12 protein-coding genes are annotated in these 14,994 nt (G+C 55.1%); 5 read left to right on the top strand and 7 right to left on the bottom strand.

Annotated features, from left to right (window positions below):
• Position 1: 1 nt before the first annotated feature.
• The 5 genes from QP868_RS08220 to alaS are packed head-to-tail and all read right to left on the bottom strand — an operon-like array spanning position 2 to position 5,791.
• The gene (locus tag QP868_RS08220) at positions 2–754 is read right to left on the bottom strand and encodes an A24 family peptidase (protein WP_284926097.1); all 753 of its coding nucleotides are present in this window, start codon (positions 752–754) and stop codon (positions 2–4) included.
• Positions 736–1,587 (bottom strand): shikimate dehydrogenase family protein, encoded by an 852-nt coding sequence (locus QP868_RS08225; RefSeq protein WP_284926098.1) that lies wholly within the window; start codon positions 1,585–1,587, stop codon positions 736–738. The genes QP868_RS08220 and QP868_RS08225 overlap by 19 nt, the downstream gene beginning before the upstream one ends.
• A complete protein-coding gene (mltG, locus tag QP868_RS08230; protein ID WP_284926099.1) occupies positions 1,580–2,719 on the bottom strand; it encodes an endolytic transglycosylase MltG in 1,140 nt (379 codons plus the stop codon). The genes QP868_RS08225 and mltG overlap by 8 nt, the downstream gene beginning before the upstream one ends.
• Positions 2,697–3,140, bottom strand: coding sequence for a Holliday junction resolvase RuvX (ruvX, locus tag QP868_RS08235; protein ID WP_284926100.1), 444 nt, complete (start codon positions 3,138–3,140; stop codon positions 2,697–2,699). The genes mltG and ruvX overlap by 23 nt, the downstream gene beginning before the upstream one ends.
• Entirely contained in the window at positions 3,137–5,791 is a 2,655-nt protein-coding gene (gene alaS / locus QP868_RS08240) for an alanine--tRNA ligase (RefSeq protein ID WP_284926101.1), read from the bottom strand. Before alaS ends, ruvX begins: the two co-directional genes overlap by 4 nt.
• A gap of 138 nt (positions 5,792–5,929) precedes the next feature.
• On the opposite strand from alaS, the gene QP868_RS08245 reads away from it, so the two are divergent.
• On the top strand, positions 5,930–6,712 hold the full coding sequence (locus QP868_RS08245; protein WP_284926102.1) for a hypothetical protein: 783 nt from the start codon (positions 5,930–5,932) through the stop codon (positions 6,710–6,712).
• 169 nt (positions 6,713–6,881) lie between these two features.
• Here QP868_RS08245 and QP868_RS08250 read toward each other — a convergent pair whose 3' ends face one another.
• Positions 6,882–8,432, bottom strand: a complete 1,551-nt coding sequence (locus tag QP868_RS08250) for a PucR family transcriptional regulator (RefSeq protein ID WP_284926103.1) — start codon at positions 8,430–8,432, stop codon at positions 6,882–6,884.
• Positions 8,433–8,437: 5 nt separating this feature from the next.
• The gene (locus QP868_RS08255) at positions 8,438–9,622 is read right to left on the bottom strand and encodes a DUF917 domain-containing protein (RefSeq protein ID WP_284926104.1); all 1,185 of its coding nucleotides are present in this window, start codon (positions 9,620–9,622) and stop codon (positions 8,438–8,440) included.
• 80 nt (positions 9,623–9,702) lie between these two features.
• Here QP868_RS08255 and QP868_RS08260 point away from each other — a divergent pair, with 80 nt between their 5' ends.
• The 4 genes from QP868_RS08260 to QP868_RS08275 are packed head-to-tail and all read left to right on the top strand — an operon-like array spanning position 9,703 to position 14,853.
• Positions 9,703–11,037 carry a purine-cytosine permease family protein gene (locus QP868_RS08260; RefSeq protein ID WP_284926129.1) on the top strand — a complete coding sequence of 445 codons (1,335 nt, stop codon included), beginning with the start codon at positions 9,703–9,705 and terminating at the stop codon, positions 11,035–11,037.
• 14 nt (positions 11,038–11,051) lie between these two features.
• Entirely contained in the window at positions 11,052–12,620 is a 1,569-nt protein-coding gene (locus QP868_RS08265; protein WP_284926105.1) for a hydantoinase/oxoprolinase N-terminal domain-containing protein, read from the top strand.
• Positions 12,620–13,735 carry a DUF917 domain-containing protein gene (locus tag QP868_RS08270; protein ID WP_284926106.1) on the top strand — a complete coding sequence of 372 codons (1,116 nt, stop codon included), beginning with the start codon at positions 12,620–12,622 and terminating at the stop codon, positions 13,733–13,735. The genes QP868_RS08265 and QP868_RS08270 overlap by 1 nt, the downstream gene beginning before the upstream one ends.
• A complete protein-coding gene (locus QP868_RS08275; protein ID WP_284926107.1) occupies positions 13,735–14,853 on the top strand; it encodes a dipeptidase in 1,119 nt (372 codons plus the stop codon). The genes QP868_RS08270 and QP868_RS08275 overlap by 1 nt, the downstream gene beginning before the upstream one ends.
• The last annotated feature ends 141 nt before the right edge of the window (positions 14,854–14,994 follow it).

The following is a 14,994-nucleotide window of genomic DNA, read 5'->3' on the forward strand; positions in this document are numbered from 1 at the left end:
TCTACAGAATGAGCGGTGTGATCAACGCTGCGGTCCACGCACCAATGAGCATGTGTGGCCCAAACGCAATGTTGCGACGTTTACCTAAGTACATGAGGAAATACACCAGGGCTGACAGATTCATGATGACAAGTGCCACAATAAGTCCCCATTGGCTCGCTGTTCCGGCAACCATTCCCACGGGGATTGCGAGTTTCACATCGCCCAGACCAAGGGTTTCTTTGCCCAGGGCAAGGCCAAACAGGTAGACGATCGCGAAGATGACCACGGTGATTCCGGCTCCGGCGAGTCCTGCTAGTGCCGGGGTTGCTCCGCGTGCCCACAGTTGGTCAAAGGCGGACTGTTTGCTGGTCACGCCTAGCACCATGGACACCAGATAGGCCACGATCATGAGCCCTGTGACGGGTAGCACGATCAGATTGGGTAGGCGGTGGAGGACGCTGTCGATCCAGAACAGCCACGCGGTTGCACCCGCGAAGACGCCTAGGGCGATGATGATGGGGATGTCGGCGTAGGTACGCGACATGAAAAGGGGCAGGAAGAACCCGGAAATCCAGGCGAGTACCAGCCCTGTTGCCGCCATGACGAAGGACACAAGCCATACGGGACGGTTGTCGGTGCGCAGGCCACGCAATAAGCGTAGGCCTGCTTCGTCGTTAATAAGTTTGGGGAAAATGAACCAAATGATGACGGATACGGCGATCGACGCTCCCACCGCAAGAGACAGTCCTGCGACTAATGAGATGGACTCCATGAGTCTCCTTTCGGTGGGGTGACGGGCGGGGTCAGGTTGACGGCTTCGTACATGGCAACCGTAACGCGGTGCACCTCTTCTGAGGTGAGCGACCTCCCGGTGACACCCACAAAGTGAACGAACTGAGCGACAGCCTGCTCCACTAACATTGCCAGGCCGGAGACCACCTCGGCTCCGGCGTCTCTAGCCTTCTCCCCCACTGAGCCGTGGGCGTACGCGACGTCTAACACGGTGGCAGAAAGCCGGGTGGGAACGTCCAAGTCCACCCCGGTGGGCAGGGTGCTCACAATGACGTCGTGGTCCCAGTTGATGTTCTCCAGGCCAGCGTGGGTGGCGTCCATGCCCAGTGATTGGGCGAGTTGGGCCAGGTCGGCGCGGGTCCGTTGGTTGCGGGCGTAAATGTCCACGGACGTGGTGCCCAGCTCTTTGAGGGCTACCAGCGCGCTGGTTGCTGTTGCACCGGACCCCACAACGGCCGCCGAGGTGGCAGAGGTTCGCAGGGCACCTACGATTCCAGCGACGTCGGTGTTGTAGACGGATGGCGTGGGGGTGTTGACGAACGTGTTGGCGACCCGGGTTGCGGTCACGGTGGGGTCGATGTTCCAGTTTCGTTCGTGGGCTAGTTGAGCCAGGGTGGTTTTGAGCGGCATGGTGCACGACATGCCCACGAGTTCGGGGTGGGCGTCGATGTGGCCGGCTAGTTGGTCTTCTGTGAGTTCAACTGAGCCGTACTGACCCGGGATGCCCAGCGCTGTGAGTGCTGCCGTGTGCAGGTCAGGTGATTTGGAGTGCGCGATGGGAGACCCTGCCACGCAGGCGTTAAAATTATCCATTCTTCTTACGGTGTTCGCGCAACCATTTGCGGAACTCTTCGACGTTCTTCTGGTGGTCTTTGTAGTTGCTGGCGAACTTCACGGTTCCTTCGTCAGGGTTGGTTGCGACGAAGAACTGCCAATCACCCTTGGCCGGGTTCAAGGCCGCACGAACGGCGGGTTCACCTGGCGAGTTGATGGGGCCTGGCATCCATCCTTTGTGCTTGTACGTGTTGTACGGGTTGTTGCTTTCGCGTTCTTCCTTTGTTGTGGTCAGGTCCTGACGCGCACCGTGAATGTAGGCCACGGTGGCGTCGGACTGGAGAAGCCCGCTGGTTTGAGACTTCTTGCCCACCCGGTTGACGAACACGCGCGCCACCTTGGCTTGCACCTCGGGGTCGCTGTTGGCTTCGATCTGCACCAGGCTGGCAAGTGTTAGGTAGTAGTGGGCGTCGTCGTGCGGGATGGCCAGCTTGTTGAGTTCGTCCTTGGTTTTGTTGACCATGTCTTGGACCAGCGCTTCTACCGGGCGTGACGGGTCGATGTCGTAGGTGGCCGGGTACAGGTAGCCTTCCAGGTTGGGCGCGTCGACGTCGAGGCCGTAGTCCTTGGGCTTCTTCTTGTCGATGGCCTTGTCGAGTTGTTGCTCGTTGACACCGGCTTTGATGGCGTTGGCCTTGATGGTTTTGATGGTGTGGCCTTCTGCCACGGTGAGCCGGTGGGCAGCGGTAGCTTCTTCCAGCACGTCGACTGCGGCCTTGGAGCTCATGCGTTTGCGCATTTTGAACGTCCCGGCCTTGATGACGACGCCCCGGCTTTCGATCTCTTTGAGGAACGGGGACGCCGCTTGGATGACGTCTTCTTCAACCAACTGGTTGGCCACTTGGCTGGCGGATGCGCCGGGGATCACGGTGACGGTGACTTCACCTTCTCCTTCGCCTTCGTAGTCTTTTTTGGACTCGAAGAAACTGGAGAACGCGCCTGTTGCGGTGCTCACTGCGACAATTCCGCTGACACCGGCGACGAGTGCGAGCACTACAACGATGGCGGTGATGCGGCGACGCCGGATTTGCCGGGCGCGCCGACGCTGCCGGGCGTCCTTGCGAGTGCTCTTGTTTTCAAATACGTCGTCAATCCCCACTGTTGTCCTCACGTGCTAGAGCGTCGAGAGCTGTTTGCAGGATCACCACTGCGGCTTGCGCGTCCACGGTTTCGCGTCGTTGCTTAGACGTTTTTCCTGCTGCTTGGAGCATCAGGTGCGCTTGTGTAGTCGTAAAACGTTCATCCACGTACCTTACCGGGAGCCCAGTGCGGTCCACGATCTTTTGGGCGAAACGCCGAGCTTTGTCCGCTGACTGGCGCGCCTTGCCGTCCAAGGACGTGGGGTCGCCGATCACCAGTTCAACCGGGTCGACTTCCTCCACGATTTCTTGGATGCGTCGCAGGGCGAAGTTGTCACCACCTCGGCGGTTGACCACTTCAAGAGGTGAGGCGAGGATCCCGTCGGGGTCGCTGTGGGCGATTCCCACGCGCACGGCTCCAACGTCGATCCCTAAGCGTCGGCCACGTCTCACGAGTTCGCTACCTGGTCGCGCACTGCTTGAAGTGCTTCGGAGACCTTGGCGGCGTCCTGGCCGCCGCCCTGTGCGAGGTCGGGCTTGCCGCCTCCGCCGCCGCCCAGGGTCTTGCAGGCCGAGGTGACAAGAGCTCCGGCTTTTAGGCCGGCTTGCTGTGCGTCATGGCCTACAGCGATGACGACGGCGGGTTTGTCGTTGGCCAGTCCCACTGCTGCGATGACGTGGCTGGGGTCGTTCAGGCGGTTGCGCACGTCGAGGACGAAGGAGCGGACGTCCGCGGCGTTTGCCACCTCACCGAGTTCAGTGGTGACGACGGTTGCGGGGCCGAGTTTCAGGGCGCTGGCGGCTGCGTCGGTTGCGCGGGCCAGGACCTTCTCCTGGTTGAGATGTGCGATGGTGCGTTCGGCTTCTTTGATGCGGTCCATGAGGCCGGTGACACGTTCGTAGACGTCTGGGCCGGGCACCTTGAGCAGTTCTGACAGCTGGGCCACGGTGGCGCGTTCGCGGGCCAGTTGTTTCATAGCGTCGAGTCCCACACTGGCTTCGATGCGACGGGTGCCGGAGCCCACGGAGGCTTCGCTGGTCAGCGAGATGGGGCCGATTTCTGCGGTGCGGGTGACGTGCGTTCCTCCACAGAGTTCACGCGACCAGGTGCCGTTGATGTCGACCACACGCACGATTTCTGGGTAGCGTTCACCGAACAGGGCCATGGCACCGGACTTCTTGGCTTCTTCGAAGGGCAGGAAGTCGTAGCCCACTTCGAAGTTGTCGCGGACTGCGGTGTTGGCGCATTCTTCGATTTCTTGGCGAGCGGCTGGGCTGAGTGCTTCTGGGTACGAGTAGTCGAAGCGCAGGTAGCCGGGGTTGTTCAGCGATCCGGCCTGGGTGGCGTTTGACCCCAGGACTTCACGCAGAGCGGCGTGGATGAGGTGGGTTGCTGAGTGCGCCTGTTGGGCTTGGTAGCGGTGGTCTGGGTCGACCTGCGCGGTAATGAGGGCGCCGGTTTCCAGTTCACCGGTTTCTACCGTGACCTTGTGCGTGGGCAGCCCGGCGAGGATGTTCTGAACGTCGGTGACGCGGGCTTTGAGGTCAGGGCCGGTGAGGTGGCCGATGTCAGCAGTTTGACCACCGGATTCAGCGTAGAACGGGGTGATGTCCAGGACTACGTCGACGGTGTCACCGGCGCGGGCCACGGGAACGGCTTCACCGTCCTTGACGATGCCACGCACGGTGGCAAAGGTGTTGAGGTTGTCGTAGCCCACAAATTCCGAGGTGCCGGCTTCGAGCAGGTGGGAGTAAGCGGTGAGGTTCGCTCCCCCGCCCTTCTTGGACTTCGCGTCAGCTTTAGCGCGCTGGCGCTGTTCTTCCATGTGGGCTTTGAAGCCGTCAACGTCGACTTCCACGCCTGCCTCGTGGGCCATTTCCACGGTGAGGTCGATTGGGAAGCCGTGGGTGTCGTGGAGGGTAAATGCCACGGCGCCGTCGATAGTGCCACCTTTGCCCACCTCGGCGACGGTGCGGGTGAGCAGCTGGGTGCCAGATTCCAGGGTGCGCAGGAACGCGGTTTCTTCCGCGTAGGCGATCTTGGAGATGCGGTCGAAGTCGGTGTCGAGTTCCGGGTAGGACTGCTTCATAGCGTCTTTGGAGACGGGAAGCAGGTGTGGGAGCACGGGTTGGGTGACTCCCAGCAGGCGCATGGCGCGGATGGAGCGGCGTAGCAGGCGGCGCAGGATGTAGCCGCGGCCTTCGTTGCCGGGGCGCACGCCGTCGCCGATGATGACGAGGGCGGAGCGGACGTGGTCGGCGACAACACGCATGCGGACGTCGTCGTCGTGGTTGGCGCCGTATGCGCGGCCGGAGAGCTCTTCGGCCTTCTTGATGACAGGGTAGACCTCGTCGATTTCGTACATGTTCTCGACACCTTGCTTGAGGAACGCCACGCGCTCCAGGCCCATGCCGGTGTCGATGTTTTTAGCGGGCAGGTCGCCTTTGATGTCGAAGTCGACTTTGGTGCGGACCTCGGAGAGTTCGAACTCCATGAAGACGAGGTTCCAGATTTCGATGTAGCGGTCTTCGTCGGCTACTGGGCCGCCTTCTTTGCCGTATGCGGGGCCGCGGTCGTAGTAGATTTCGGAGCAGTAGCCGCCGGGGCCGGGTTGGCCGGTGTGCCAGAAGTTGTCTTCGTTGCCGCGCATTTGGATGCGTTCGCGGGGCATGCTGGTTTCTTCGAGCCACAGGTCGATTGAGGCCGCGTCGTCTTCGTGGACGGTGACCCACAGGCGGTTGGGGTCAAAGCCCAGGCCACCTTTGTCTTCTGGGGTGGTGAGCAGTTCCCAGGCCATGGAGATGGCTTCGCTCTTGAAGTAGTCGCCAAAGCTGAAGTTTCCGTTCATTTGGAAGAACGTGCCGTGGCGGGTGGTTTGGCCTACTTCTTCGATGTCTGCGGTGCGCACGCATTTTTGCACGGAGGTGGCGCGTGGGAAGGGGGCGGGTTCGCGGCCGGTGAGGTATGGGATGAACTGCACCATGCCGGCAATGTTGAAGAGGATGGAGGGATCGGATGAGATCACGGACGCAGATGGCACCACGGTGTGGCCTTTGGATTCGAAGAATTCCAGCCAGCGGCGCTTAATTTCTGCGGTCTTCATGTGTGTCCTTCCCTGTTTGGCGGTGCCTTGAGCGCTGCGCGTCCCGTGTTCCACGGATGATGCATACAGGCCACACCGATTCTAGTAGAGACCAGGCCTGATGTGCACGGTTGTCTGCGTACATGACAAAATAAGCGTGTGGCACAAACATATTTGGAATCTCTTGGTCTTCTTCCTGATTGGAATGACACCCTTTCATTACTGAGCCAAGGCACGCTCTTAAGCGTGGACGCCCCCGACTTCACCCATATGGCCGCCTACGTAGATCCGTCAGGGGCCACATTTTCTGTATACGAGTCGTTAGACGGTAGGTTCGACAATTCTGTTTCGGTGACGGGTCCTGCTCATGTACCTGTTGACGCGTGGCAGCCGATCCCTGGTTTAGCTGTGATGAATGTATATGAACCTGATGGTTCTCTGTTCACTAAAGTGCTGGTCTGGGTGGATGATCCGTTTATGTATCCGGTTTATGCGCGAGACGACGTCGGTGAGCCTGAACCATATCCTTCGTACTGTCTTGGTGCCGTCGCCGCTGATGTTGAAGTGTTTGAGTCAGTTGATGACTGGCGCGCCCAGCAGACACCCATTGATGCTTCGTCTCTGGCCGACCAGGCTGACGGGATGCCCAGTGAAATTACGTTGGGGCCAACGTTCATTGCCAGCCCGGGGCTGTTTCACTTTTCGACCGGAGCGGCTGAGCTAGAAGAGTTGAGTTCGGCCAGCATTTTTAAAGCGGTGTGCGTAGAGGTTGAGGTGGTGACCAATCAACTCACGGGTAAGCAGTGGTACCGCGTCGTTGCCGATTGCGGCATGATGGTCAACCTGGCGCTTCCGATTGATATTGAGCCTGCTCCGCGGCCCGGTTCTGTAGTGGACGGAACAGCGTTCTTGACCGGCACCACTGGCTTCTGGAGGCAGTAGGCACGGCTTTCAATTACAATGATTTACAACATGACCGGTTCCGCTACCCGTTTTCGCGGGAGTCCAGGGCCGGTCTTCGTTGTACACACTGGTCTGACCCTTTTGGCTGGCATGGACGTGCGTGACATCTTCCAAACACACGAATCATCAGAACAAACTGGTTTCGTCGCTATCGATCATATTTTGCAGCGACATGCGGCTCTGATCTAAGAATTTCGAACGCACAGCGCAGAGCCAGTTTCTCTTTGTGGTCATCGAAGGAGAAGGACAAAAGCTTCGCGACTGTCTGCAGACGCTGACTTACTGTGTTGCGGTGTATGTGAAGCCGTTGCGAAGTTTCGCTGAGGTTGGATTCGCATTGTAAATATGTATCCAGCGTTCTGAACAGCTCTGAGTTTGGGTGGTCGACGAGCAACCGGACTTTTGCCTGTGCTTGCTTGAAAGCTAATGGACCACCTAGGACGTGCACTAGCAAGGGGTCATCGACTTGATGGCTTTGGATATGAACTTTAGACCCCACTGAGTTCGCCTTGGCGTGTCTGTGCAATCGTCTCGCTTCGAGAACTGCGAGACCGAGTCCCCGTGCTCCAAACTGAGGAAAGGATACCGCAAGGAAGGATAGATGCTTGCGTGGAGGAACTAATTTTTCAGACGCCGTGTAGAGATCGGAATAGGGTATCTCACTCTCATCAGATAAAGAGAAGATGAAACAAATCTCATTGGCTCCATGCAGCACCCAGTTGCCTTCCCCTAAATTAATATGCAGGGTTTGTCGCAATAACTTGAGAGATGGATCAGAAAGTTCGGGGTGTGAAATATCTGCCCACACCGCTATGTGCCACGCGGTAGTTTTCCAACCATACTCATGAGCCTGGACGGCAAGGAGATCCTGAGCCGTTGGATCTTCGACGGATGCCAGTGCGGTGAGGAGATCCATTTTTCGTACTTGATCTTCAACCAGTTCCTCATGACGGTTGAGAACCCAGGGTCTTAAACAGAGGGTTGCATATTTGGAATATAAATTTAAACGTGCCTTCAATCTACGAGATGGCGGGTACGGCCACCGGGCTTCGAGACGAAAAACTTCGTTGCGCGACGAAAACAACTCTGAGACTTCCCTAGGCTGAATCTGTGCGCTCAAGGCACTTTTTTTACGGGAAGAAGTGAAGATCGGCTCGTCTCTCTTGCTGGAAGTCAGGTACAAACTGGCTCCGAGCCTATTTGCGAAAAGATCCATCAGTAATTGGGGGTCATCTAAATAGGCGGAGTTCGACGCTAAAAGTGTCGGCAATTCCGGATCGGCAGATTCATTCGCCGTGAAATAACTTACGACTTCAGTGAATGATTCAACGGCAGAAGAATCAGACACAAAGACGATCGGTAAACGTGTCTTCTTCGCGAGATCTAAGGTCGTTGGCGGCAAATACTGACTGGGAGTTGTTCCTACTAGGAAGACCGCTCCCACACCTTGGCGCACAAGGGACGGAATGAGAAACTCGAGTACCGGAGAGTGATCTTCCGGAAGAATCGCCAGCGAGTAGCCACTCTTCTCACCGTTAGGAGTCCAAAAAGTGGGGGCGCCATTTCGATCATAGGTTCCTAGACCGATAGCGTTGATTTCTCTGTCTAACACATCACCGCCCCACAGCACCTCAAACTGGGAACGAAATACCTCGTGGAGAATTTCTAGACAGGATGGGTTATCCAGTTTTTCTTCCATTGAATTCACTTATCTGCCGGTAGTTTAATGCCATGATAACTAGGATCGCTCAGTGAACGACCAACTGCCGAAGCCCAATCCGGCGCCGGTGGAAGCGAGATGATCTCGACCTTCATGCCCTGTTTGAGCGACGAAGTTTGGAGTGCTTTCTGCGTTCGAACATCGATTACAGAAATGATTTCTGGAGCTTGAGCAATTACCTGTCCGTTCTGGGATACAAGAAGAAATTCGTGCATTGCGTCCAAACGAAGATGTTCCCCAGAAACAATTACCCCATCGTTACCAGATTCCATAAACACCGTGAATATAGCGGCTGGACTCCGCCTACCACCTTGGGAACGCGTGGTCCAATGTACGTCCACAACGTATCCACTCCCCAAGCTGCGAAGAACGCTCTGTTCGTGGAGTTTCGCCAAAGTTCTCCTTAGGTCAAAGCCATTGTTTTCAAGGTTCTCGATATAGAGCTTTCCCAGTCCCCATGCGCGACTATAGCTACCAGAAACCGCAGTTCTATTAGCTATTTCATGCGGCTCATGGAACGCGGCTAGGGCGCCCCAACCGCCAAGTTTGCGCATCATCGGCCGAATAAAGTTTTCCAGACCTCGATTATCGACTTTGTCGAGCAAGACAACTGTGCCGTCAGTACTTGTAACAACAGCTGGGGCGAGATCAAGTCCGTGAAGCGTAGGAGTCGTTTGTGTAAGCGAGTGAAAAGCACGTCCCATGAAGTCAAGGTCAAGTACCGGAAGTCTTTGCACGGAGGCGTGAGCCAAGGTCAGGAAGGCATTCGCTCCTGCGCATTCGTACGGAAATACAGCGGTAACCTGGCTTCCTTTATAACGACACAGGGACTGTATGGCTTTTTCAAAAACCTCCGCCCCTGCTGGTTTCTCCCCAAACGAAACAACAGAGCCCACTAAACCGGTGCAGCACACAGGTGTGCGTGGAGCCAAGGAATCAGACGATAAAAGCTGCACAGGGCCGAACCTGCGAATTGCGTCTTCAACGAGCATTCGCGGGAGGTGCGTATCGCCACCCCCTCCTGAAGAAAGCAACTGCGCGCCCGCTTCTATGGCCCTTAATGCGTTCATCCCGACTGTTCTGACGCTTGCCATCTGCCTCCAATCATCGTGTGTGCAAACTGCTAAATAATTGGCACTGTGCATATTGAGTGGCTCAGTATAGCTCAATAGGCTCGCTCCTAAGTGATGCAGATTACACGTCACAGGTGACGTTGATCTGTTAGAGACATAGGAAATTGGTGGTTGCGATGCAGGAAACGAGCAAAACAGAGAGCTCTGACGAATTCATCGGAGCGGACGATTACGCATTAGAGCGCGTGCCGTCCGGTAAAAGGGAACACTGGCTAAAAGTAGCTGTGCAGCGTTTCGGGCAGCTATCTGCGCTCTCACAGTTTCTGTTGGGCGCCGCATTAGGGTTTGGAATGACTTTCTGGGACTCGATGCTGGCGATCTTTCTAGGGACAGTGATCCTTGAGGTAGTTGCCATCATGACAGGGATCCTTGGTCAGCGAGAAGGCCTTTCCACCTCTATGCTCGCCCGGTGGACAGGGTTCGGTCGGTACGGTTCAAGCCTAATTTCACTGGTTATTTCACTAAGTCTGATCGGATGGTTTGGCGTACAAAGTGGTGTCGCAGCAGACGGGCTTGCTTCTTTTGTCCCGGGTGTTCCAACTTGGGTTTGGGCCATCCTCATGGGCCTGGGTGTGACTGCAATTGTGCTGTACGGCTTCGAATCTATGGCTTGGACGGCCTACATCACGATTCCTGCATTCCTAGGGCTGGCAGGCTGGTCAATCATCAGTGAACTTCAAAAACACGACATCGGGGAACTGGTTACTCAACCCGCACCTGGACCGGTTTTGACGTTAGCCGCAGGCACGACTCTAGTAGCTGGAGGTTTCATCGTTGGGATGGTGATCACTCCCGACATGACTAGGTTCAATCGTTCGGCTGCAGACGTCGTGAAACAGACCGTCGTAAGTGTGACCATTGGGGAAATTGGTGTGGCATTGGCCGGAGTCTTGCTAGCCCATGCGCTAAAAACCAACGACATTATCAACATCGTCACGTCAACGAGTGGCTTTATTGGCGCAATCATCATCGTTGCAGGAACCATCAAAATGAATGGCTGGAACCTTTACGGGGCGTCTCTGGGAATCGTGAGCTTCATGAGTACGGTATTCGGAAAGAATGTAAGCCGTGCAAAAGTAACGATTCTTATCGGTCTTGCTGGTTCGCTCCTGGCAGCCGCGGGGATTCTTGACTATTTCATCCAGTTCTTGACTCTTCTTGGAGTTACCTTCCCGCCTATTGCAGGGATTATGGTCGCAGAATATTACATTGTGCGGACCTGGAGGACGCTCCTTTCTGAGTCCGCCCCCCGGTTACCTGATCAAGAACCTGGTTGGGTAATTGGGACGTTAATCGTTTGGTTAATCGCCGTAGTAATTGGGGCGACGCTGCCCATTGGTATCCCCTCTCTGAATTCCCTTTTGGCAAGCATTGTCCTCTATGTGCTTGCAGGAAAGCTGGGCTTAATTCGAGCACTACAAGTGATCCCAGTTGAAAATAAGCAGAACTAGGCAAGGAGCACTAAATGCGCATTGGAATTGATGTTGGAAGCACAAACACGGACGCCGTCCTCATCAATGGACACGAGATACTTGCAGGTGTAAAGAGTCCCACGCTCGACAGTATCGCTGAGGGGGTAGCCGGAGCTGTTCATGCTTTAAGAAAAGAGCATGAGTTCTCTCCCGACGACATTGATGGAGTAATGGTCGGTACTACTCATTTCATCAATGCCCTTATTGAAGCAAAGAAACTGACACCAACTGCAGCTATCCGACTCGCATTGCCAGCTACAAGTGGGTTGCCACCTTTTGTGGGTTGGCCGGAACGGTTGAAGACAGCTGTACGTGGACAGGGCTTTATTATCCACGGAGGACACGAGTTCGATGGACGCACAATTACCGAACTGAAACCAAACGAACTCAGAAGAACCGTCGAACAGGCTCTCGAAGAAGGAGCTGAGTCGCTCGCAGTTGTTTCGGTATCTTCTCCAATGACCCCTGAGTTCGAGCTTCAGGCAATGGAGATTATTTCCGCTGAATACCCAGAGATTCCGTTGAGCTTGTCCCATGAGATCGGACGTGTTGGCCTGCTCGAGCGTGAAAATGCAACCATCATCAACGCTGCGTTACGGGGACTCTCCGAGCAGATTTGTGGCTCGTTGAAAGAGACACTTATCAGCCTTGGCATTAATGCGCCTTTGTATTTGAGCCAGAATGACGGGACGCTGATGGATGTGGAGCAAGCACGAAAGTATCCGGTCGCAACGTTCTCTTCAGGACCAACAAACTCCATGCGCGGAGCATCGTTTCTCTCACAGCTCGACGATTGCATCGTTGTCGATGTAGGCGGAACCACTTCCGACGTAGGTGTATTATCAAACGGTTTTCCGCGCCAAACTAGTAGCGAAGTTGAAGTCGCCGGTATTAGGACAAACTTCCGCATGCCAGACGTCTATTCCATTGGAGTCGGGGGCGGAAGCTTGGTGTCAAAAGTTGATGGTGAAATGAAGGTCGGCCCAGAAAGTGTTGGATACCGCCTTCCACAAGAATCACTCATTTTTGGTGGAAGTGTCATGACCGCTAGCGACGTCATGGTAGCCGCAGGACGAGCAAACTTCGGTGACAGTGAGCTGGTCGCTCATCTATCTAAGAGCGAGGTTGAAGCCGCTGTCTCTTGCATTGATGCCCAAGTGAGTGATGCTGTCGATCGAATGAGGACGAGCCCCGTGCCGGTTCCGGTTGTCGCAGTTGGCGGAGGGACTTTCATGGTACCGAAATCAATCGAAGGAGCGTCCGAAGTCGTTCACCCCAAACATGCCGGCGTGGCGAATGCGATCGGGGCTGCTATCGCACAGGTAGGCGGGGAGATCGACCGAATCGTTCCTGTACCACCGGGCAAGCGTGAAGAGGTACTTGAGGAAGCGAAGCACGAAGCGATTGAGAAGGCCGTTGCATCGGGAGCTAACCCAGAGTCGGTTTCGATCGTCGATATCGATGAGTTGCCGCTCGCATATCTACCTGGAAACGCATCTCGAATCAGGATTAAAGCTGTAGGCGATTTGCCGCTGTCTGAATCTAAGAAAGGAAAGAACTGATGGGCTTCTATCTAACAATTGAGCAAGTACGGGATCTAGCACGCGGCGCCGCAGTTCTAGGGACTGGAGGTGGCGGGGATCCGCTGATCGGCCGCCTGTTGGTAGAAGAGCAAATTAGGTCAGGAAAAAAGATCGAGATTCTTGACCCAGGTGAGCTGGATGACTCCGGCCTTGTCTTAAGCACGGCCATGATGGGAGCTCCAACCGTGGTGGTCGAAAAAGTGCCTGCAGGCAAGGAAGTCGTGACTGCCTACCGAGCATTGGAAAAACACCTTGGCGAGGAAGCCGTCGCAACCATTCCAATGGAATGTGGGGGTCTGAATTCGATGGTCCCGCTTATCATTGGCGCGATAGCAGATGTTCCTGTGGTTGATGCAGACGGAATGGGGCGTGCGTTTCCACAACTAGAAATGGAGACTTTTGGAGTCTACGGGATTTCAGGTTCTCCTATGGTAGTCGCTGACGAACACGGTCATTGCAGTTTGATCGATACAGGCGATGACAACAGGAAGATGGAGAAGTTTGCTCGTGCGGTGACAATCCAGATGGGTGGAAGTGCCTATATTGCCGAGTACCCAATGCGTGGCTCTGATGTTAAGCGAACTGCAGTCTGGAACACCATGACTCTTGGGATCAACATTGGCAAAGTTTTGCGAGAGGCCAATGAGTTTCACCGTAACCCGTTCAAGGAGCTACAAGCTTTCTTGAAGGACACTATTTACGGACATGGGGTCGTACTATTTTCAGGAAAGATCGTTGACGTTGAGCGTCGCTTTCAAAGCGGGTTTTCACAGGGTTCAGCGAGGATCCAAAGCTTCGATGAAAAGCATGAGCTGAAGATTGACTTCAGAAATGAAAATTCAGTTGCGTACCGAAACGGTTCTGTGGTCGCGATTGTCCCCGACCTGATTAGCGTTATGGATGAAGAAACCGGTGCTCCAATCACAACCGAAGCACTCAGTTATGGCCAACGAGTCACAGTTTTTGGTATTTCTACGCCAGAAATCATGCGGTCGCCCGAGGCGCTAGACACTTTCGGCCCGCAAGCCTTCGACATCAACCACGAATGGGAACCGCTTGAGGCCTTGAGCCCGAAAGACTGGAGCGTGGACTAGTGAGCGAAATAGATTATCTCTCCGAACTAGTCGTAGCAGACGGACACAATGACTTGCCTTGGCAAATGCGTGTTCATTACCAATATGATTTTGACGCCAGTGGTTTCGACAGCGGTAATGGGAAATTGCACACTGACGGGCCTCGCTTATCAGAAGGGAAGGTTGGCTTTCAGTTCTGGTCGGCGTTCGTACCTTCTCATTTGTCGCAAGCGGATTCTGTGATCCATACACTTGAGCAAATTGAATTTATTCATCGATTAGTTGAGCGTTCTCCAAATTTCGCATTAGTGGAAAGCGCCCAAGATGCATTGCAAGTGATGGAGCGTGGCCAGCTTGCAGGGATGATAGGTGTTGAAGGTGGCCACAGCCTCGGCGGCTCGCTCGGAGTTCTGCGGGTGTTCCGGCGATTAGGCGTCCGCTACCTGACACTTACCCACAATGATTCAACTGAATGGGCGGAGTCTGCGACAGGAGAGCCAGTAGCCGAAGGGCTCACTGAACTTGGTGTTCAATTCATCCACGAGTTAAATAAGCTGGGAATAATTGTTGACCTCTCACATGTCTCGGAAAAAGCGTCGGTTGCTGCGCTTGAACACACAACGCGGCCACCGATACTGTCCCACAGTAATTGTCGGTCTCTAGTGGATCATCCAAGGAACGCAAGGGACTCTTTGATCAAGAAGGTCGCTGACGCCTCAGGGGTCATTATGCTGACGTTCGTTCCAGCATTCCTTAGACAGGATGTTGCAGACTATGAGGAGGAGCTGGCCAAAGTTAAAAGTGAGTTGGGCTTCGGTACCGACTTTTCGGAGACTTCTGGTTTTCCGAGCCAAACAGCAGCAGAAACGCTTCGGGGGTGGATGCGACGCAATCCTGAACCCAGACCCTCAATCAACGATGTAGTTGCTCACCTCGAACATGCGAGAGAACTTGTTGGAATTGACCATCTCGGGATTGGGAGTGACTTTGATGGAATCGAGCAAACACCCTTGGGGCTTGAGGACGTTAGCAAGTACCCAGTGTTGGCCGAAACCTTGAAACAAAAAGGTTGGTCGGACAAGGATCTTCATTCGCTTTTCTATCGCAATACGTTGCGCGTGATTAGCGAGAACGACTAACGAAAGTCACGTTCTGACGAGTGCCACCTAGTGGGTCTGACGCGTTGCCCTCATTTACCCGCTAGGTGACGGCGTAGCTCGTGCGGAAACTCTGCTAAGCCCATCGGCAGGCACCGGCGAGGGTACAATCTTCGCCGGTAC

The sequence above is a fragment of the Brevibacterium sp. UMB1308A genome (assembly GCF_030230605.1).
Taxonomy (GTDB): domain Bacteria; phylum Actinomycetota; class Actinomycetes; order Actinomycetales; family Brevibacteriaceae; genus Brevibacterium.

Bases quoted from the DNA above. Each gene is read 5' to 3' on its own strand.
- QP868_RS08260 (WP_284926129.1), top strand. From the start codon at position 9,703: ATGCAGGAAACGAGCAAAACAGAGAGCTCTGACGAATTCATCGGAGCG.
- QP868_RS08225 (WP_284926098.1), bottom strand. From the start codon at position 1,587: ATGGATAATTTTAACGCCTGCGTGGCAGGGTCTCCCATCGCGCACTCC.
- QP868_RS08220 (WP_284926097.1), bottom strand. From the start codon at position 754: ATGGAGTCCATCTCATTAGTCGCAGGACTGTCTCTTGCGGTGGGAGCG.
- QP868_RS08250 (WP_284926103.1), bottom strand. From the start codon at position 8,432: ATGGAAGAAAAACTGGATAACCCATCCTGTCTAGAAATTCTCCACGAG.
- QP868_RS08265 (WP_284926105.1), top strand. From the start codon at position 11,052: ATGCGCATTGGAATTGATGTTGGAAGCACAAACACGGACGCCGTCCTC.
- alaS (WP_284926101.1), bottom strand. From the start codon at position 5,791: ATGAAGACCGCAGAAATTAAGCGCCGCTGGCTGGAATTCTTCGAATCC.
- QP868_RS08270 (WP_284926106.1), top strand. From the start codon at position 12,620: ATGGGCTTCTATCTAACAATTGAGCAAGTACGGGATCTAGCACGCGGC.